Origin of the sequence: Kribbella yunnanensis (genome assembly GCF_039529655.1) — a bacterium.
GTDB classification, from domain to species: domain Bacteria; phylum Actinomycetota; class Actinomycetes; order Propionibacteriales; family Kribbellaceae; genus Kribbella; species Kribbella yunnanensis.
Genome location: NZ_BAAANF010000019.1, coordinates 172,708 through 192,436 on the forward strand (window position 1 = coordinate 172,708; position 19,729 = coordinate 192,436).

Sequence of the window (19,729 nt, forward strand, 5' to 3'; positions counted from 1 at the left end):
CCAGGACTCGATCCCGGAACCCTCAGCCGAGGGTTACGCTCCACAGCTCCCGTGGATTGTCGGACCGACCGTTCGGGCCGACCCGGCGACCCGAGACCTCGTGGCGGCCGTGCCCCCAGCGATCGTTGTCGATCAGGACTAGATCGCCGGACCGCAGCTGACCGTGCCATGCGGCCAGGGGGGCCGTCTCGGCGACCAGCGATACCGCCCGATAGCCCGGCGAATCGGCGTCGAGTCCCCGCAGGTAGTCGAGCAGGTCGTACTTGAGACGGATGCCGAGATCATTCGGTCCAGCCTGATCCGGCAGCGGATAGGCGAGCGCCCGGGAGACGCCGTCCGGGAAGGGAATCTCGGCCGTCACGGCTGCTCGCAGCTGTTCGAACTCGTGCGGATGACTGACGCCGATGAGTTCGAATACCTTCTCCCAGCGAGTGAGTATCGACTCGCCGTTCAGCCCGAACGCGCGGTCCTGCCAGCCGGCATCGACCATGTACATGCAGAAGTACGGCGGCCTGGGATCGCGCAGCGACTGCGCGGAGTGAACGGTCAGAGGGCCGTCGCTGGCGTGGAGCTCGCCGCGCTCGGAGCCGTCGTGCTCGTAGCGCACACGATGGATCGCTTGGTGATCCGGATGCGAGCCGGCCGTGTCACCGTAGTAGGTGAGTGGGTAACCGAACTCGGAGACGAAGGCGATGAACTGGGTCGCGGTCGCGCGGTATCCCGAAATTCGAGCCAGGTGGTGCTCGCGTAATGTTCTGCGCGCCGCACCGACGAGCTCGGCCTGGCTCAGCTCGCCCGCGTAGATGGGCTCGGGAAGTGTGATGTCCATCTCAGGCCGTCCTCGGGAGGTACGGCACGTCGGTGACCAGTGCGCCCATTTGCGCCCAGGCCGCGGTCAGTTCGAGATCGGGGTGCGCGTGATACCCGATGGTCGGGGTTCCGGCGCGGACCATGGTTCGCCGCAGCCAGCGATCGTTTCCGTCGAAGCGCGCATCGAACGGCGACCGCGCATGTACCGCCCGTCGGTTGTCCAGGAGAAGCAGACTGCCTTGCCGCAGTACGCCGTCCACCGAGGCACTGTCAGCCGCCTGTTCGGCGTGGTGCATGGCCCGCGCCGCCGCTTGATCGATGGCTGTCATCAGACCCGCTTCGAAGCGAAGCCGGCTGGGAGTACTGATCGCGATGACCGGACGTGGGTCGTGCTCGGCGATCGGTCGGCCGTGATGCCGGTATGAGCCGTGCAGGCGAGCCAGGTCGATGGCGAAGCGTGGTTGCGTAAGCAGCTTTGCGACATCGGTGTCGAGGGTGGCCACCATGTCTTTGAACGCGGCGATGCGAGTCGCGGCAGGTCCCTCGCGAAGGCAATGCAGCACTAGAAAGTCTGGTGGTGCCGGGTGGAAGAACATCTCCGTGTGGAACCCGAGCGGGACGGCTGAGCTGTAGCTCGACACGGCGGCCGAATGGACGCGGGTCGGGAACACGTCGTGGAAGAGTGCACCCTCGCGCTGGTCCCGGTACGAGACTGGGGCTCCGAGTTCCGCGGTGAAGACCAGCGTCAAGAACTCGCTGAGGAACCCGTCGGCTGTGCGGCGCCCCGGCACATGCCTGCTCGGCGTAGCATCCAGCTCCTGGTACGCCGGAAGGTTCGTGATGTGTAACTCCGGCCGATGGCTGGTCCCGTTGGCGAGTGCCGCCACCCGCTCGTGGGTCTCCACGCGAAGCTCCGACCAAGCGTGACCGGCTGCCGCCTGGAACGCACGCAGGTCGTCGTACGGGTTGCTCGCGATCGCTTCGGCGCGTTGCGAGAGGATGCGGTTCTCGTCGTTCGTCAGCTCCAAGGTGTCCCAATGGACCGCTGTCCGTGCAGGCGATGTCATGGTTCGTCTCCAGTCCGTGCAGGCTTTCGGGCCACAATGCGTCCGGACCGCGGGCTCGATGCTCGGTCTGTGCACGTCCAGCTGAGATGTGCACGACGAGACGACAAAGACGTCCATCCGTGCTACCGGAACCGGTCGGCCGCCGACGCGCTACTCCACGCCGTGCTCCGCACCGGCACTGGAACTGGCTAGTTAGCCAGTTGGCCGCGATGGGGCCGTCACGAGCACCTGTTCCGTAGCCATTGGGTTGCTGCCTCGTCGGGTGCTTCAGGCTTCGTAGCGACGTCAGGTCTGATGACGCCGCCGTAGCGCTTGCCGGTGCGATCGGCGTATACGGAGGTCGTCGGCAGGAACGATGCTCCGTCGTCCAGGTTGACCTTCACGTTGGCGGAGGAATAGCCGGCCGAGTTGGTCCCGAACAATTTGACGTTCGGGAGACCGAGGAACGAGGTGACGACGGCTTCGCCAGAGCCGCCGGTCCTGGAATCCAGCAGTACGGCGACAGGTTGCGAGCGGCGTGTGGTGGTCGAGTACGACAGGCAACTGTCGGTAGTCTCCTTGCACCCCTTTGTCGAACGCGTGGCTCGTCATAGGTAACAGCGTCAGGTGGCTGGAGATTGCCGATGCATCAGATCGCCTTGTACCACCCGAACATTCAGTTCCCGTCAGATGCCTGGATCAAGACCGCGGCGTTGTATTGGACGAAGGTCGGGCGGATCGTCCCTGAGGAGTATCCGCTGCGTGACAGTGACGTGGTGTGCGCATTGCGGGATGGGCTCGACTTCGTGTTGGACGTCGATCCGTACTGGGTCGGTGTTCGCTCCCGGGCGGCATGCGATGTCTTCCAGCATTTCGTGCAGAGGTACTTCCGCGTGCTCGATTGCTACCGTGTGGAGATGGCTCCCAACCACTTGGCAAGGAGCTTCCGGGCGGTGGCCGGGCCTCCGTACCTGACGGTCGCGTCATCGGGCGACGTTTCATCGAGCGACTATTCCTCGGGTGACTTTGTGAGGACGTCGAAGGTGTCGCCGAAATTGGTCAACGTCCTGACCCGGCATGGTCTTGCGCGTATGGACGGCCATGGTTTGTGGATGCATCAGAGTCTGGCCCGCGTGTACATGTCAGCGCTCGCCGAGGATGTCGCGGCGGCGAACCAGCTGCAGCCGGTCACCGATGATGCGGAGGCGTTTGCGGTCGCGGCGGGTTGGACGCATCAGCGGATGATGAATCTTTTGCTCCCCGAAGCTGCGCGAAAGTTGATGGGCAACGTGGAGACTTTCGAGCAGCGCTCCTTGCGGTTGCCAGTGCCTGTGGGGCTGGTTGCGGTCCGGGCTGTAGTGCCTCGGGATCTGGAGCGGATCCCGGCGTCCAGGATCATCGAGATTCGCAAGGAGTTCGGACCGCAGTTCTTGGCCTTTCGGCGGCTGGCGGACTCGGTCGCGGCAGACCTTGAGGAGATGTTGGCGTCGGTGCAGGATCCGAAAGTGTTTCGCGCCTATGTCGAGCAGGAGGCGAATGATCGGCTCGTTGGCCCGGCCAAAGTGCTTCGCGCGGACCTTCGCCGGATGCATGTCAAGACGGCAATGGCGACCATGACCTTCAAATACGAGCTGCCGACACTCGCGGGCGTGGTGGCCGGCGGGCTGCTCGCAAAGGAGCCGCTGCTGGCTGGCGGTGCCGCCGTCGCCGCGGGTCTCGTCGGAATCGCGCAAGGCGCGCGCCAGGCGTCATCGGAGCGTCGTTCCGATTCGCCGGTCGGCTACCTGACGCTGCTGGGCGACAAGCTCAAGCCGCAGCCTGCAGTACACCGATTGATGCACAACCTCCGACGTCTCAACCGCCCTCTCTGACGGATCTTCGTCGGGGCTGGGTCGGTCGGGTCTGGTGGTCACTGCTCGGGTGGTGCGAATCTTGAGTTCCATTGGTCGTAGATGTCTGGGTCTGGACGGTAGGAGACCGCTGATGAGAGCGGGACATACATGATGGTGCCGCTGGTCATCGCGATCTCGGCCCAGGGCTGATCTGGGGCGACTGGATGGTGCGGTGGGGGACGAATCGGATGACGGGATCGGTGCGGACAATGTCGGCGTCTTCGTGGGGTTCCCAGGTGAGCCAGCCTGACCTGGGCGGAGCCGTCGGCGACCCAGGTCTCGGGGTCTGAGGTTGATGGCTGACGTGCGAGGCGGACAACTTCGCTGATTGGTGACAGTCCGGTGATCGGCTCGGGGGGCGTCGACCACGGCAGGGTTTTGGGATGCGACCTGCAGTTCGTCGGTGTCCAGCAGGTGGAAGAGATCGTGTACTCGCGCGGCCGTTGTGCTGGTCTCCGCGTAGGGATGTACGACGCGGCTGTCGTTGAACGGCGTGAACCAGCCTTCGACCGGTGGTACCCACATGCCGAGGGAGCGTTGCATCGCGGGGTCGTCTTCGAAGCCGTCCATGTCCATGCTGAAGACCAACTCGAAATCGGCGTCCTCCAGGAGGAGGTCCTCCAGAACATCGTCGTAGTCGAGATCGGCTTCGTCCATCAACGCGTAGGCGTACCTACAGATCGCGCGGATGATGATCTCTTCTGCGATGCTGGCCGGTCGATCGGCCTCGGGGCTGGCCAGGTCGGTCTTCAGCACCCGGGACGAGATCCTCCCCCAGGTGCCGATCGGTAGCGGTGGTCGTCCGGATCCCATCTCAAGCCTCCAGTCCGTGTTGGAACTGGCTACTCAACGGATCTCGAGTGCTCGGATCCGCGATCGCGGCAAGGATGCGAAGTGATGTGATCTGACGCACAGTCACGATCACGTAAAGAGGATCCTGGTGCGGTCCGGGGATAAGAGGTGCAGAAAAGGTGCACGGAGACACGCGAAGGCCCGGTGCACATTGCGATGTGTGCCCGGGCCTGCATGTTTGTGCGCCGCCAGGGACTCGAACCCCGAACCCGCTGATTAAGAGTCAGCTGCTCTGCCAATTGAGCTAGCGGCGCATGTTCTTTTGTGGTCTTGCTTGCGAACGAAGAGGAGCTTAGCAGGGGATTTGGGGAGATGCGAAATCGGTTAGCGGGTCAGGATCGTCATGGCTGCGTTGTGGCCGCCGAGGCCGGAGACGGCGCCGCCGCGGCGGGCGCCGGAGCCGCAGATGAGGAGGTTGGCGGTGTCGGTTTCGGTGCCCCAGCGGCCGATGGTGGTGTCGTCGGTGGACCAGGGCCATTGGAGGTCGCCGTGGAAGATGTGGCCGCCGGGCATGCCGACGGATTCCTCGATGTCGTACGGCGTTTTGGCCTCGATGCAGGGGTTGCCGTCGGCGTCGTGGGCGATGCAGTCGGCGAGGGGTTCGGCGAGGTAGGACTCGAGGCCGGCGAGGGTACGGCGGGTGGCTTCGGCGCGGGCCGATTCGTTGTCGGAGGCAAACAAACGGGCGGGGAAGTGGACGCCGAAGACGGTCAGGGTGTGGTGGCCGGAGGCAATCAGGTCGGGGGACAGGATGGACGGGTCGGTCAGGGAGTGGCAGTAGACCTCTGAGGGCGGTACGGCGGGGAGGGTGCCGCCGGCTGCGGAGCGGTAGGCGGTTTCGAGTTGGGTGTAGTCCTCGTCGATGTGGAAGGTGCCGGCGAAGGCGCGGGTGGGGTCGTCGCCGGAGCGCAGGGCGGGGAGGCGGGAGAGCAGCAGGTTGATCTTGAGCTGCGAACCCTCAGGCTTCACCGAGACCTCACGGCCACGCAGAGTGTCCAGGGTTGCCGGGGCGACGTTGGCGAGTACGTAGGAGCAGTCGACCGAGCGCTCTCCGTCGCCGCCGAGCCAGGTGACTGAGCCGCGTACGCCGTCGACCTCGACCGAGGTCACGGAGGCGTTGGTGATGAGGGAGGCGCCGGCGCGGCGGGCTGCGGCGGCCAGGGCGTCGGTGACGGCGCCCATGCCGCCTACGGGTACTCGCCACTCGCCGGTGCCGTTGCCGATCAGGTGGTAGAGGAAGCAGCGGTTCTGGATCAGGGACGGGTCGTGCAGTCCGGCGAAGGTGCCGATGACGGAGTCGGTTGCGACTACGCCGCGGACGGTGTCGTCGGTGAAGCGGCGTTCGACGGATTCACCGAAGGGGCGCTCGATCAGCTCGTCCCAGAGCGCCGGGTCGACGCGGGAGCGCAAAGCAGAAGCGGACTGCAGTGGTTCGAGCAGGGTCGGCGCTATGGCTCCGGCCAGTGTGCCGACTGCGCCGTAGAAGGCGGTCCACGCGTCGTACTCGGCGTCGCTGCCAGTGAGCCGCGCGAACGACTCCCGGGTCGCCGCACCCTCCGGGCGCTCGACCATGAGGCCGACGTCGCGACCGGAACGACGTACAGGTGTGTATGACGCCACTGCGCGCGAGCGGAGTTCCAGGGACAGGCCCAGGTCGGCCACGATCTTGTCGGGCAGCAGGCTGACCAGGTATGAGTACCGCGACAGGCGTGCGTCGACGCCGGGGAACACCTGCTGGCTGACCGCTGCGCCACCGGTGTGGGGCTGCTGCTCGAGAACGAGCGTGGACATGCCGGCCTGGGCCAGGTAGGTGGCGGCGACGAGGCCGTTATGCCCGCCACCGACGATCACGACGTCATAGAAGTCCATTGTTCAGACCGGCCAATCCAGCTTGGTGTACGCGGCGTCCCAGAACATCCATTCGTAGCGACACGTGGTCGCGAAGTGCTGGTGACAACGTTCCCGCTCCGACGCTCCGACGTCCAGTACGTCGGTCACCGCCAGCACGGACTCGACCACCGCATCGAACTCGTCCGAACCGTATGTCTCGATCCACTGCCGGTAGACCGGGTCCGGCGACGACCGCTTCAGCAGCTCGCGCCCGACGTCCCGATAGATCCAGTAGCAGGGCAGTACGGCGGCCACGGCCTCGGCGTACGTCCCGGTGGCGCAGACTGCGGTCAGGTAGGACATGTACGCCGTAGTGGTCGGCTTGGACCCAGCCGCCTCGACATCTGCCGTGGTGAGCCCCAAGTCGGTCAGCAGTGTGCTGTGGAGCTCCCGCTCGACCGCAATGGCGTTGGCGGCGTGCAGCGCGAACATGCTGACCGCATCCTCGTCAGTCGCCCGCCCCGCAACCAGACTGAGCGCCCGCGAGTACGCACGCAGGTAGTGACTGTCCTGAACGATGAAGTAGCGGAACGCATCGTGGTCGAGCGTCCCGTCCGTCAGCCCGGTGATGAACGGATGCCGCACGATCTCGTCGTACACACCGGCTCCGCCGCGAGCCCACAACTCACCGGAAAACGTCATGGCCCCGACCCTATCCACAGGGGCCCCGGACGGCACCTGGAGAAGTGTTACCGGACTAGCCGCTCGCGGATCTACGCTGGCCCCATGACCATCCAGGGGGAACGCGTGGAGGCGCCGCCGGAGTCGCCGTTGCTGCGGCGGATCCGCGCTTCGGTGATCGGTGACGACCAGGTGATGCCGGGGCCGTACGGGCCGCGGCGGGTGACGTATGCCGACTACACCGCGTCGGGGCGGGCGTTGACGTTCCTCGAGGACTTCATTCGGGAGGAGGTCCTGCCGCGGTACGCGAACACGCACACCGAGTCGAGCGGGACCGGGCTGCAGACGACTCGGTTACGCGAGGATGCGCGGCGGATCATCCACGAGAGTGTGGGTGGCGACGCCGAGACTGCGTTGATCTTCTGTGGGTCGGGAGCGACTGGGGCCATCGACAAGCTGGTTGGTGTGCTGGGGTTGCGGGTGCCGGCTCAGTTGGACGACGAGCATCATTTGAGCGAGCAGATCCCGGCTGAGCAGCGGCCGGTGGTCTTCATCGGGCCGTATGAGCACCACTCGAACGAGTTGCCCTGGCGGGAGTCGATCGCCGATGTGGTGACGATCAGCCAGGACGCCGACGGGCACATCGACATCCCGCAGCTCGAAGCGCGACTGATCGAGTACGCCGATCGTCCGCTGAAGATCGGGTCGTTCTCAGCCGCGAGCAACGTCACCGGGATCGTCACCAACACCCACCGCATCTCCGCGCTACTGCATCGCTACGGTGCGTTGTCGTTCTGGGACTGTGCCGCCGCTGCGCCGTACGTCGAGATCGACATGTACGGCGGTCGCGACGAGGACCCGTTGTCGTACAAGGACGCGATCTTCCTCAGCCCGCACAAGCTGATCGGCGGTCCCGGAACCCCGGGCGTGCTGGTCGCCCGGCGAGAACTCCTGCGGAACCGGGTGCCCGACGTACCGGGTGGTGGCACGGTCGCGTTCGTGAACCCGACCGCGCACCGCTACCTCGACGACCCGGTCCATCGCGAGGAGGGCGGGACGCCGGACATCATCGGGTCGATCCGGGCCGGACTGGCGTTCCAGCTGAAGCAGGCGGTCGGGATCGACGTGATCCGGGCGCACGAGGACTCGTACCTGCGGCGCGCGGTCGAGGCGTGGCGCAGCGAACCGAATATCGAGATCCTCGGCAACCTGGACTCCGAGCGGCTCTCGATCGTGTCGTTCGTGGTCAAGGCGCCGAGCGGCCGCTATCTGCACCACAACTTCGTCGTTGCCCTGCTCAACGATCTGTTCGGGATCCAGTCCCGCGGCGGCTGTTCCTGTGCCGGCCCCTATGGTCACACTCTGCTCGGTATCGACCTGGAACGCTCGGCGGAGTTCGCCGAGGAGATCATGCACGGGTGCGAGGGCATCAAGCCCGGCTGGGTGCGGGTCAACTTCAACTACTTCATCTCCGAGCCCGTCTTCGAGTACGTCGTGGAGGCGGTCAAGCTGGTTGCCGAGGGCGGCGCGCGGTTGCTCGGCGACTACCGTTTCGACCCGGCGACCGGCCTGTGGCGGCACCACCGTGGACCGGTGGAACCGCCGATGCGGCTGTCCGCGGTCGGGTACGACGCCGACGGCAAACTGCGGTACCCGCGGCACGACCACACCGCCCCCGAGTCGGCGCTTCAGGACTACCTGGCCGAGGCCCGCGAACTGCTCTCGACCTGCCAGGACCGCAAGGCCGACACCGAAGGCACGGTCAACTCCGACTTCGACCACCTGCGCTGGTTCGACCTGCCGTCGCGCTGCCTGACCTGAGCCCCTACTTGGAGGCCTTGGCCGGGTACGTCCACAGCTTGCTCTCGGCGAGCTCGGTCAGCTGCGCGACGCTGAGGATCGGCGCGGTACGGGTCGGCTTGGTGTCCTTCTCGCCGGCCGCGTTGTAGCTGGTCAACCCGATGAACCTGCCGTCCTTCCGGGTGATCTCGACGAAGTTCGAGATGATTCCGTTGCCCTCCTGACCGAGCTGCTGCGACCTGATCGTGGAACCGTCCGGCCGCATCGTGCAGCCGGGGAGGTCCTTGCAGCTCACCGGCCTGTTCAGCAGCATCCGCTGGGTGAGCACCTGGACCTGCGACTTCCCCTTGCCGTCGTCGACCACCGACGCGGCGGCGAAGAACCCGTCGTTCTCGCTACCCCAGGACTCCGGCGCACTCAGCGTCCGTCCAGGTGCCTTCAGCAACGACCGCAAGGTGGCCAACGTCGGGCCGCCGGGCTTCGGCTTCGGAATCTTCGTCGGCTGCGTCGACGGCAGACCGGACAGAGTGTTGGTCGGCTTGGTGGACGCCACCGGCGGACCGGCCACCATCGGCCCGGCGTCCCCGCGGTGATCGAAATGCTGGAAACCGGCGACCACCAGCCCCATCGTCACCAGTACGGCGCCTCCCGCGGCCACGCCGGCAGCCGTACTACGCCGGCGCCGCAATCGAACCCCCTGCGCCAGACTACGCTCCACCAGATCAACCGACTCCGGCTCCAGCCCGTCGGTCGCCCGCGCCATCAAGCCGGGCAGCTGACCATCAAGCTTGTTCACACCTTCTCCTGTTCACTGAGCGATCAACTGTCCGACGTCGTCCCCGAGCACCGCGCGCAATCGCTCGAGCGCCCGCGCCGTCCGGGTGGTGATCGCACTCGGCTTCTTCCCCAGATCCAGCGCCACCTGCTCGACGCTGCGATCTTCGAAGTACCGCAGCACCAACACCGCCCGATCCAACGGAAGCAACTCCCGAAGCGCCCCCTGCAAAGCCACCCGCAGCTCGACATCCACACCAGGTCCGGCGCTCTCTGGCAGCGCCGACGTAGGCCGCTCCGACCAGCTCTTCCGCCGCCGCTGCGAAACAAAGGTCCGCACCAGCGCAGTCCGCGCGTAAGCCTCCGGACTGTCGATCCGGTTCCAGGCCTTCAGCATGTTCGCCAAGGTCTCCTGCACCAGATCCTCGGCATGATGCCGATCCCCGCACAACAACCAAGCAGTCCGGTACAAAGGCCCTACCCGAGCCCGAGCGAACTCCTCGAACTCCGCAATCCCCTTCATCCACCCTCCACCAGGTCGCCTACACCCCCTAGACGCACCCAAGACCTCGCTGGGTCACACCCCTGGCAAGATAAGACCGTGAATGGAAGCTCCTGGTTCGCCTACGCAGTAGTCGTCGCCGTGACGTTCGCCGTGGCGCTGGTGGCGTTCACCGTCTGGGTGCTCAGCCTCGTCTTCTGACGATAGTCAGCGGGGGCCGCCGGTGAAGAGGAGGCGGTTGGGGGAGCCCTGGAGGGGACCCTTCAGAGCGCCTTGGGTGGCGTTCTTGATCAGCCAGGCGCGGACTTCCTCCGGCGTGGCTGTCCTGTGGACGGAGAGGTAGAGGGCGGCCGCGCCGCTGACGATCGGAGCTGCCCAGGACGTCGCGGCGCCCTCCGAGGGGGCGATGCCGCTCGGGACGAGGGTTTTGTCCACCAGTGAGGTGATGTTCTCGGCGGGGGCGAAAAGGTCCACACAGCGGCCATGGTTCAGGCCGGCGTCTTCGTCGGCCTCGGTCGACGCGGCCACCGTGACGACCTTGGGCAGGCCGGCCGGGGGATGCTTGCAGGCGTCCTCGCCGTCGTTACCGGCCGAGGCGACAACCGTGAGGCCGGCGTCGACGATCCGCTGCACGGAAGCGGTGATCGCGGGTACCGGCGGACTCACGTTGAAGGACAGATTCACCACCGCGGGCTTGGTCGCGTGGTCGGCCACCCAATTGAGAGCCTTGGCGAGCCGCGCCACCCGCTGGGCCTCGGTCACCTCCCCTTCGCCGCCCTCGCAGCCGTAGCTCGAACCGACCGAGACGACCTTTGCCTGCTTGGCGACACCGGTACGCCGGCCGGCCACCAGCCCGGCCACGAACAGCCCGTGGTCAATGCCGTCCTCCAAACTGCACGCCACACCGGCTTTGAGGCCCACCGATGCCCGGCCGCCGAAGTCGGAGTGGCGTACGTCGAAGAGCCCGTCGACGACGTAGACCGTCACACCCTGTCCTTCACCGACGGTGCTGAAGCGCTGGTTCAGCGGCCGCTGGTGCTGGTCGATCCGGTCCAGCGCCCACCCCGGGTTCCGTTGCGTCACCTCCGCGGGCCGGACTGTTGAAGGCGGCGGTGTTGCAGAAGGTGGCACCGGGGGCTGCGAGTTCGAGGCACCGGACTCCGGCGCGGAATCCCCGCCGGAGCAGCCGCTGACACCGATCAGCAGCGCGGCCAAACCGGTCGCGAGCACGCTGCGCCGCCGGCGCCATCCCAAGATCATGGCGCCAGCGTAGGACCGAGCCGCCCGCGAATTCGCGACCGAAACGAGCAGCCGAACGGGCAGACCCTACTGCCGGAGATCTGGGCGGTGTCTTTCCGCCGCCTTTTCGCCCAGATCGAAAAGGCGGCGACCCCCGGACCCTGTGGTCGTCGATCGTCGTCGAAAAGATGGCTCCTGGGACAGCGGCGACGTACTAAGTGTTCATGGTTGAGACTGGGGAAAACGAACGCTGGGTACTCGCCTTCGACGCGGCGTGCAGTACTTGTGACGAGATCGCGCGGGCGGCGGAGTCCGCTGCGGGCGGACGTCTGCAGGTGTTGCCGTTGAAGGATTCGCAAGTGGAGCGCTGGCGCGCGACTGCCTTCGGCGCGGAGCCGCCGTTCGGGCCTACGCTGCTGCGGATCCGGCGCGATGGACAGCAGGTGCGGGGCTGGACCGGACGCCGGCTCGTTGCACCACTCGTCAGCCGGCTGGGCATGAGCCGGACCATCCGCGTACTCGACGCCCTGGGCCGGCTCCAGGCAAAGGTCCGCGAGCCGCTCCAGACGGCCACGCGCCCGACCGGCGTCAGCCGAGCACAGTTCCTTCGCCTAGGTGCGATGCTCGCCGGTGGCGTCGTGCTAGGCGGAGCAGCCCCCGCCTTCGCGGCTGAGCGAGCCACCGCCGCCAAGAACTGGGTCGCCGCCAACCGGAACAACCTCCCCCGCACGTACGGCGAGTTCAGCCGCTACCAGCTGGCATTCCGCAAGGAGATCTTCCGCAAGCTCCCGCCCACCGCCCGAGCCACCCTGTGGCGCGAACACATCCTCCGCTATCGCGCAGAGCACAGGTCCCTGACACCCGCTCAGCACCAGGCCCTAGCCGCGCTGGACAACGTCATCGCCAACGATTCCACCTTCGACCTGACCGCCCCAAAGCAAGACACCAAGGCCCTGAAGTCCCAAGTCACCGCAGCCTTCGGCGACCGCGAAACAGCCCAACTACTCTCCTCCCTCGGATCAGCCGCCCGACAGACCGACAGAATTCCGGACCCCGACTGCAACTGCTGCAAGCACGACGACTACTGCAACGGCCCCTCGTACTGCGCCCCCCGCGGCTGCGTCTGGGACGACTCCGGCTGCGGCACCTTCTGGCAAGAAGAATGCGACGGCATGTGCGCCTGACCCCAACAACCAACCCCAGCCCCCACGGGAACACACTCCGGTGGGGGCCGGTGGCGCCAACGCGCGAGCCGACTGAGGTGTGCGTCCGACGGTCACAGGCCGACCTTGTCGAATTGCGCGTTCACCCAGTCGACGTGGTTCGCGAAGCCAGTCGAGCGTTGCTTGAGCGGGATCCCCACGTGCTCGACGAGTTGGTCGACAGCGAATTTGGTGATCCCGACGATCCAGCCCACGCCTGGTGCCAGGCTGAGGGTGTCCACCCCGGCATCGATGTAGTTCTCCTTCTTGATGTTGTCGAGTGCGGAACTGATGTTCAGCACCATGCCGGCGCCGGTCGCCAGGCCTCCCATGCTGATGGCGCCCTTGCTGTTCTTGACGACCGTCGATGCGGTTTTGCCGGCGTCCGGGGTCGCTGCCTTTCCCAGCGCGGACAGAGCTGAGGCGCCGGCTTTCTCCAGCGGAGCGGCAGCCTTGCCGGTCGCAGCGGCCGCCTGCGCGCCGCTCTTCAGATTCTTGGCGATGTCGGGGGCCACCTCATGAATCGAGGCGTCGATCGCGGCTTCGACCTCGGGACGGGTCAGTGCGGTCTTGCCCTGCTCCTTGAAGTTGTCGAAGGCGGTCAGGAAGTTCTCCTTGGACATCGTGAGCGCTTCTTCCGCACTGATCTTCCCGGACTTGAACAGCTCGGTGATCCGGTTGTCGCCGGGTGTCTTCAGGCGGGCCAGCTCCTCCTCGATGACGATGATTCCGGCTTTCCCTTCGTCGTAGGAGCTGTTGATCGCCTTCGCCAGCGCCCGGGCGACCGGATGCTCCGCCTCGGTCGCCCGCCGCGACGTCTTCACCAGCGGGTCCATCCTCCGGGCGATCTCCTTCTTCGCGTCGTTCCAGCTCATCCGGGTCCCGATGTCCATCAGGTCCTTGATCTTCTTCGACGGCCAGAAGCGGTGGTACATCTTGGCGGTCCAGGCCCCAACCTTGTCACCCGGATTGCTCGACGCTGACGAGGGCTTCGGTGTCGCCTTGGGCGTCTTCGCGGCGGGGTTCTTGCTGGCCAGGCCGTTGGGATCGGTCAGTACGACGGGGTTGTTGCGGGCGTAGGAGTAGCGGCCCGGGCCGTCCACGAGGCCGGCTGGGTCGGGAATCGTCCACCGGGCGAGCCACGGCGCGTAGTAGCGGGCACCGTGGTAATAGAAGCCGGTTTCGGCGTCGCGTTCCTTGCCGGTGAACCGGTAGCGCTTACGGCTGATGTCATTGCGTGGCGCTGCGTGGAAGGACGTCGTCCCGAACGGGTGGTACTCCTCGTACGTCAGTACCGCCGAGTCTTCGTCGAGCTCCACCGCGGCGGAGCCGAGATGATCGGTGAGCTGGAAGCGCTGAACAGGTGTGGGATCCATCACGGTCACGCCGTTGTCGACGGTGGTGGTCTCGACAAGAACAGGCCCGTCGGCCACGTGCAGGATCTCGCGGCGGAGCCGGACCGAGCCGCTGGTCCGCCGCAGGTACAGCTCGGCCGAACCCAGATAGATCCGGGTCTCGGTCGTACCGCTGCGGACCACCGTTGCGCGGACACGGTTGCCGCTCGCGTCGTACTGGTAGTAGGCGTCGCCTCCACCGTCCAACCCTGCGTGGACGAGCCGGTTGTCGACGTTCCAGTCCAGTGCGGACAGGTGCGGCATGGTGAGGGTGTTGCCGGCGGCGTCGTAGCTGTAATGGGCAGAGAAGTCACCGACGTCATCTCCCGGGATGCTGTTGGCCAGTAACCGGTTGCTGTCCGGGGCGATCGAGTGGCGCCGGGTCCAACTCCCGTTGGCCGCGACGTGTGCGAGTTGCGTGAGATTGCCGGAGTGGTCGTAGGCGTATGTCTCGGTGTAGGACCGCAGCGCCGTACTGTCGTTGGCATGCGGCAGGTCGCCGAAGTCGAGTTCGGCAGGGCCCGGTTGGCCGGTTTGCCCGACGTGTTCGCGGCCTGACGCGCTGGAGAGCCGGTACGTCGGCTCGTACCGGTAGGTGCGCGTCGAGGTGACCATGTTGTTGCGGTAGAACACGGTGTCCTGCGACGGGTCGGCCGCGACGATCACATTGCCGACCGGGTCGTAGGTGTAGCGCAACGACTGGATCGCCGAGCCGTCCGCCGCCGTGCTGTCGACCGAGGACAGCCGGAACGTGTCCGGCTCGTATCCATAGACAGTGCGGGAGCCGTTCCCCCGAACCAGCAGCACGCGATCACCACGGGCGTTGTAGTCCACATTGGTGACGAACGGAGTCCAGGCCGAATCACCGCGCAGCTGGGAATCGACGGACTCGAGCAGTCTTCCGGCGTTGTAGAGCCTCCGAGTCCGTGTCCCCTCGGCGCTGGTGACCAGGACGGTCCGGTTCAGTGCGTCATAGGCGGTTGAGGTCCGGTGTGCCGTGGTATCCAGCAGCGATGCCGCGGCAGCCAGCACGTCGCCGGGGACTTCGACGTCGTCGAGCGGAGCCCAGTCCGGCTCTCCTTGCGGATCGAGGGCCAGCCGTCGTTCGGTGGCCAGGATGTTGCCTTTGAAGTCGGCCGCAAGTGTGAGGAGAACACCCGCGCCGTCGAAGACCGCGTAGGGCCGGCCGCGGAGATTCTGCGTCGTCGCGTCCACGACGCGCTCTCCGTAGACAGTTCGGAGGTGCAGCCGTTCGGCGCTGTTCGCCGCGGTGGCGTAGGAGTGCGTGAGGCGGCGCAACTCGTCGTAGCGCAGCCTGGTCCGCGTGCCGCGGCTGTCCCAGCCGTAGCAGGGTTCGCCGCTGACATCCGCGAAGACCCACTGCTCCCCGGAGTCCGGGCTGGTCGAGCGGGCGGCTCGACCGAGCATGTCGAAGCTCTGCTGCAGCACCGGGATCTCGCGCGGATCCGTGGTGCGCAGTTCGTTGCCCTGGACATCGCGGTCGACGGTGGTGTCGAGTTGCTCGGTGCCGTTGTCCGCCCGCACCACGTGCGCACGGCCGAGGGTGTCGAAGAAGGAAAGAGTTGGAGTGCCGGCGTGCGGAACGGTGGCGTCGGCCGCTTGCCGGCGCGGGTCCTCCGCGGGCAACGCCGATCGGGCCGCGTACCACGGACTTTCGAGGATCGTGTCGTTGCGGTCCCAGTCCTCGCGGTCCCAGGCATCGAAGACCACCCTGGCGATCGTGCCGTCCGGGAACTCGGTGGCGACCAGCCGCGACAGCGCGTCGTACCGCAGGATCGTGGTCACCCCGTGCAGGACCTGCTCCGGTTCGGTATCGAAACCGTCGTTGTCCGCGAAGTACGGTTCGTACTTCTTGACGGGGTTGCCCTTGTTGTCGTAGATCGTCCGCCCGGTACCTACCCAGCGCGGTACCCCAGCGGTCACCGGCTCGGCCTGGACCTTGGTGAGAATGGTGCGACCGGTGCCGTCGCTGTAGGTCGTCGACCTCTGGATCGGGTCGTGCGCTCCGTGCACCTCGCGTGCGAAGGTGGTGAAACTGACCGGCTGCGTAGTGAGGTCGTAGGTCAGCCAGGTCGTGGGCCTGTCCGCTGCGGAAGGCTCCGCTGTGGACAACTCCAGTACGTCGCCTTCCCCCTTGCCCATCAGCGCGGTCGCGACAACGACACCGACGTGGTCGAAGCGGACGCCGGTTCGGTTCAGATTGGGGTCGGTGAGCAACCAGGGCTGGACCACCCGATAGTTCAGCGTGGCCTGGTTCAGGTTGCCCAGCGGGTCCTCGACGCGGACCTGGCGCAGCAGGTGCCGGTCGTAACCCACCTGCCAGACCGCACCGAACTGATCGACCGACGAGGTCGGCAGATAGAACTGCGCGGGGTCGAAGATCTCCCGCTCCGAAGGGACCCACCAGGCGCCGGCGTCTTCGACGTACCCAGCCGCACCGAGCATCTCCTCGGTGACACGAGAGCCGTAGAGCACTGATAGCTGGCCGGGACCGTACGCCTGCTGATACCTGCGGTAGGGCAGCAGTGGCGTCGCGAGGACCCCGAGTGCGAGTTCGGAGTTCAGGTCCGCCGCGTAGTACGTCTGCCGGGTCCGGCTGAGCAGACGGCGCTCCAAAGCCGCGCCCGAGAGGTCCTGGTGACAAGGAATGTCCTCGGCGATCAGCAGGCCGTTCCGGATCTCGTCGGCAGTGAACAAAGCGCCCTGTCGCTGGAGGCCACCGAGCTCGTAGCTGCGGTCCTCGATGCCCACGCCGATTCGCCAGGCCCCGGTCGGGCTGACCACGTTGACGACGTCGTGCTCTTCCACGACGACATGCTGGCGCTGCTGTTCCGGGTCGGTGGCGTTCCGGCGTGGGTAGGCGATGTTCGCGGTCTGCCGGACGTTGCCCCAGTCGTCGACGGCGAGGGTGACGACGTGCGCGATCCGGGGGTCGTCCGGATTGCGCTCGGTGTGGACGACGATCGTTTCGGCGGGCAGAGCGAGTACGACGGCATTCGCGGCGGCGGCCTTTGGTTGTAGTACCCGCAGGCTGTAGCTGGTCTCGGTGACGGTGTAGGGATCTCCGAGATTCCCGTCGTCGTCTTCGGAGAAGACCTCTTCCCTCAGGACGTGCCCGCGCAACGCACGCACGGCTTCCCGTTCCTCGTCCGCGGTCAGGCCCTCGGGAACGGTCGTGTCAGGGAGCAGCGGGCCGGCGCCTCGGCGCCAGTACTCCTTGAGGAACCGGCGGCTGATCTCGTCGGCACCGGGGTACCAGCCGGTGTGCTGCCAGCGCTTCACCACCGCCGGCGGCTGCTCGAGCCGGTCGGCCGGGCCAGTAAAGGACAGCGCGTCCCGCTGCTCGACGTAGGCGAATCCCCGGAACTCTCGCTCGACACCGTCGTAGAAGCCGTGCCGGTACCGATAGGTGGTGATCAGCGTGGTGCCCGCGACGGCGTCCTCGACCGTGGTGCCGGTGACGACCAGTATCGGGAACGGAAGCCGGGTCAGCCATGGTTCGCCGGCAGCGGCGTCGGCGATCGAAAGGGTGGTGGACGAGGCGTAGCGGACGGTCGTCGTCAGTCCCATACTGTTGGTCACGGTGGTCAGCAGATGTGGCTTGCCCGCAGACATCAGATCCAGGTAGCGGACCTGCGGTTCACCGTCGGGCCGTTGCTCGGATCGCACCAGACATGCCGTTCCAGTACCGAGCAGGTCGGTGACCTGTACGCCGTCCGCTTCCGGAACACCGGAGTGGTCGAGCATCTCGGGGGCGCTCCACGAGTTCCCCGCTTGGTTGAACCAGACCCGGACGCCGTCGGCGCCGAGGTAGAGCAGATCGGCGGGCGCACTACCGTCCACATCGGACAGGTGGATCCGGCGCTGGTCGAACCGGTCGGGGTGGTCGAACACGGGTGCGTTCGCCATGGTGATCCGGGTGCCGAACCGGCCGTGGCCCAGGTTGGGCCAATAGCTGACGTCCCCGTTGCGGATCCGGACGAGGTCGGTCAGACCGTCGCCGGTCAGGTCGGCGAGGTAGATGCTCTGGGCCGGGTCGGCGAACACGAGCCGCGGGCCGTGGTCCTCGGTACGCCCGGCGGCAACCCGGCGGCCGTCGGCGTAGCCCGACAGGCCGAGCGACGGAAACCAGGTGAAGCCCTCGGATTCGGTGCTGAGGATGTCGGCCAGGCCGTCGCCGGTCAGATCGACGAAGCGCAGATTCGGGTCGTTCCAGTCGACCCGCGGCAGTTGCCGGAACGGTACGAAGCCGGCCCAGCCGCGATCGTCGGTACGGCGGTGGTAGCCGGGCGCGGTGCCGCCGAGCCGGGTGAGTGATTGGCGGCCGTCTCCACCCAGATCCAGGAGCCTGCTGTCTCGAGACAGCCTCGTGCCGGCCGGGAGGGGATCGACGACGTGTGGAGAGGCGAGCGTTCCGTTGCCCAGGTTGGGGCGGTAATGCCAGGCGCCACCTTCTTCGGCGAGGATTCCGGCGACACCGTCGCCGTCCAGATCGGTCCAGGAGTGGACACCGTCGGCGCGCGGTGGCGCGTCGCCACGGGCGCCCTTCAGCACCCCTGCAACGGGTGCTACTGTCCGCGGGCTGTACCCGAAGGCCAGCGGAGGCAGGTGATCGCTGGTGTAGCCGTCACCCGAGGCGACATAGCCGCGATGGGTGACCGACATCAGCTTCGTGATGGCTGGGTCGAGCGCGTGCTCCAGATCGGTCGAGGCAACCAGGACCGGGCCGGCACCGAGTTCGGGGATGTCGTGAAACATCAGTACCCGTCGGCACAGACGTTCGGTGCGGACCTCGAATCCCGAACGGCGGTGAGAGAATCGGTCCGGTCGGGTCGGCCACGTCCGGGTCTCGGCCGGAGATGGCGCTGTGTCGTCGTGGTCGCCGTAGTCGAGCGCGAGCTCGAAGCAGTAGTCGCCGACGTCGGTGCGGTTGCCGTAGTGGATGCGCTTCAAGTAGCGCTGGGCGCCGTCGGCCTTGTACTCATACCGGATCCTGTTGCCCAGTTCGTCCAGGGTTTCCTCGAGCAACCACCGGAAAACCCGGCTCGGGTCATCCGGATCGGAGACTCGTCCCGCGCTGCTGGTCCCGAAGACGCTGACGGTGTTGTCCTTCGCGGTCACGCGCCACGAGAAGGAACCTGTGGCCGCATCCCGTACCCGCTCGATCCGGGAGAAGAGTCCTTCCGTGCGCGGGCGGTAGTTCGCCGTGCCCGATACCGGCACCAGGTCCTCGGCGCCGCTGAGCTGGAACACATCGGCGTCCGGGCCGTCGTCGACGTACCGAGGCACGCCCTTGTCGGTTCGCCGGGACACCGAGGCGACGTCCAGCGACCAGCCGAGACCGAACGGCCCGTTCCCAGCTCCTGAGTCGTAGGTCAGTGAGAGTTGGGGGCTGCCACCGTCCCGGGCCGGAGTCAGCACGATCGGAACGGTCAGCGACGCGGTGCCGGTCACCGGGCTGGCGGCGAACTTCTCACCCATTCCACGGACCGAGCCACCGGCCTTCGGCAGCGACAGCGACGGCTCGTCGCGATGGGCCGGCGGCTCGGCAGGCTGACCTGAACTGGTGAACGCGTCTGCGTTCGGCTCGACGTTGTACACGCGACGGACGTCTCCCTCAGTGGCTGAGCTACTGGAGGAAGCGTCCGGCATCCCGGCGGCCCTTGTCACTGCTACCGCTCGTAAG

Annotated in this window: 13 protein-coding genes and 1 tRNA gene; 4 read left to right on the forward strand and 10 right to left on the reverse strand. The window is 66.6% G+C overall.

Translation table 11 applies throughout. The features are described from left to right. Nucleotides 1–22: 22 nt before the first annotated feature. The 3 genes from ABD231_RS29640 to ABD231_RS42260 all read right to left on the reverse strand — a co-directional run bounded on the left by ABD231_RS29640 (nucleotide 23) and on the right by ABD231_RS42260 (nucleotide 2,416). Nucleotides 23–829, reverse strand: coding sequence for a TauD/TfdA dioxygenase family protein (locus tag ABD231_RS29640; RefSeq protein WP_344159038.1), 807 nt, complete (start codon nucleotides 827–829; stop codon nucleotides 23–25). Nucleotide 830: 1 nt separating this feature from the next. Further along, nucleotides 831–1,877, reverse strand: a complete 1,047-nt coding sequence (locus ABD231_RS29645; RefSeq protein ID WP_344159040.1) for a TauD/TfdA family dioxygenase — start codon at nucleotides 1,875–1,877, stop codon at nucleotides 831–833. Between the two features lie 218 nt (nucleotides 1,878–2,095). Beyond that, nucleotides 2,096–2,416 carry a S41 family peptidase gene (locus ABD231_RS42260; protein ID WP_425554222.1) on the reverse strand — a complete coding sequence of 107 codons (321 nt, stop codon included), beginning with the start codon at nucleotides 2,414–2,416 and terminating at the stop codon, nucleotides 2,096–2,098. Nucleotides 2,417–2,500: 84 nt separating this feature from the next. Between ABD231_RS42260 and ABD231_RS29650 the strand changes: the two genes are divergently transcribed. Together ABD231_RS29650 and ABD231_RS29655 are read left to right on the forward strand one after the other, a co-directional pair. Next, the gene (locus ABD231_RS29650) at nucleotides 2,501–3,727 is read left to right on the forward strand and encodes a DUF6236 family protein (RefSeq protein WP_344159041.1); all 1,227 of its coding nucleotides are present in this window, start codon (nucleotides 2,501–2,503) and stop codon (nucleotides 3,725–3,727) included. A 709-nt stretch (nucleotides 3,728–4,436) separates the two neighbouring features. Then, nucleotides 4,437–4,646 (forward strand): hypothetical protein, encoded by a 210-nt coding sequence (locus ABD231_RS29655; RefSeq protein ID WP_344159042.1) that lies wholly within the window; start codon nucleotides 4,437–4,439, stop codon nucleotides 4,644–4,646. 135 nt (nucleotides 4,647–4,781) lie between these two features. On the opposite strand, the gene ABD231_RS29660 is transcribed toward ABD231_RS29655, so the two are convergent. The 3 genes from ABD231_RS29660 to tenA all read right to left on the reverse strand — a co-directional run bounded on the left by ABD231_RS29660 (nucleotide 4,782) and on the right by tenA (nucleotide 7,132). Beyond that, nucleotides 4,782–4,854 (reverse strand) — tRNA-Lys (locus ABD231_RS29660). 70 nt (nucleotides 4,855–4,924) lie between these two features. After that, nucleotides 4,925–6,469 carry a phytoene desaturase family protein gene (locus tag ABD231_RS29665; protein ID WP_344159044.1) on the reverse strand — a complete coding sequence of 515 codons (1,545 nt, stop codon included), beginning with the start codon at nucleotides 6,467–6,469 and terminating at the stop codon, nucleotides 4,925–4,927. Nucleotides 6,470–6,472: 3 nt separating this feature from the next. Beyond that, nucleotides 6,473–7,132, reverse strand: a complete 660-nt coding sequence (gene tenA, locus ABD231_RS29670; RefSeq protein WP_344159045.1) for a thiaminase II — start codon at nucleotides 7,130–7,132, stop codon at nucleotides 6,473–6,475. 84 nt (nucleotides 7,133–7,216) lie between these two features. Between tenA and ABD231_RS29675 the strand changes: the two genes are divergently transcribed. Then, entirely contained in the window at nucleotides 7,217–8,932 is a 1,716-nt protein-coding gene (locus ABD231_RS29675) for an aminotransferase class V-fold PLP-dependent enzyme (RefSeq protein ID WP_344159046.1), read from the forward strand. A 4-nt stretch (nucleotides 8,933–8,936) separates the two neighbouring features. Here the strand turns inward: ABD231_RS29675 and ABD231_RS29680 are convergent, their stop codons facing one another. The 3 genes from ABD231_RS29680 to ABD231_RS29690 all read right to left on the reverse strand — a co-directional run bounded on the left by ABD231_RS29680 (nucleotide 8,937) and on the right by ABD231_RS29690 (nucleotide 11,447). Further along, a complete protein-coding gene (locus tag ABD231_RS29680) occupies nucleotides 8,937–9,707 on the reverse strand; it encodes a hypothetical protein (RefSeq protein WP_344159048.1) in 771 nt (256 codons plus the stop codon). 12 nt (nucleotides 9,708–9,719) lie between these two features. After that, nucleotides 9,720–10,208, reverse strand: coding sequence for a SigE family RNA polymerase sigma factor (locus ABD231_RS29685; protein ID WP_344159050.1), 489 nt, complete (start codon nucleotides 10,206–10,208; stop codon nucleotides 9,720–9,722). A 186-nt stretch (nucleotides 10,209–10,394) separates the two neighbouring features. Next, complete coding sequence (locus ABD231_RS29690; protein WP_344159052.1) at nucleotides 10,395–11,447, reverse strand: S8 family peptidase; 1,053 nt, start codon at nucleotides 11,445–11,447, stop codon at nucleotides 10,395–10,397. A 203-nt stretch (nucleotides 11,448–11,650) separates the two neighbouring features. Here ABD231_RS29690 and ABD231_RS29695 point away from each other — a divergent pair, with 203 nt between their 5' ends. Continuing rightward, nucleotides 11,651–12,610, forward strand: coding sequence for a bacteriocin fulvocin C-related protein (locus ABD231_RS29695; RefSeq protein WP_344159054.1), 960 nt, complete (start codon nucleotides 11,651–11,653; stop codon nucleotides 12,608–12,610). Between the two features lie 92 nt (nucleotides 12,611–12,702). Here ABD231_RS29695 and ABD231_RS29700 read toward each other — a convergent pair whose 3' ends face one another. Next, nucleotides 12,703–19,644, reverse strand: a complete 6,942-nt coding sequence (locus tag ABD231_RS29700) for a SpvB/TcaC N-terminal domain-containing protein (protein ID WP_344159056.1) — start codon at nucleotides 19,642–19,644, stop codon at nucleotides 12,703–12,705. Nucleotides 19,645–19,729 lie beyond the last annotated feature (85 nt).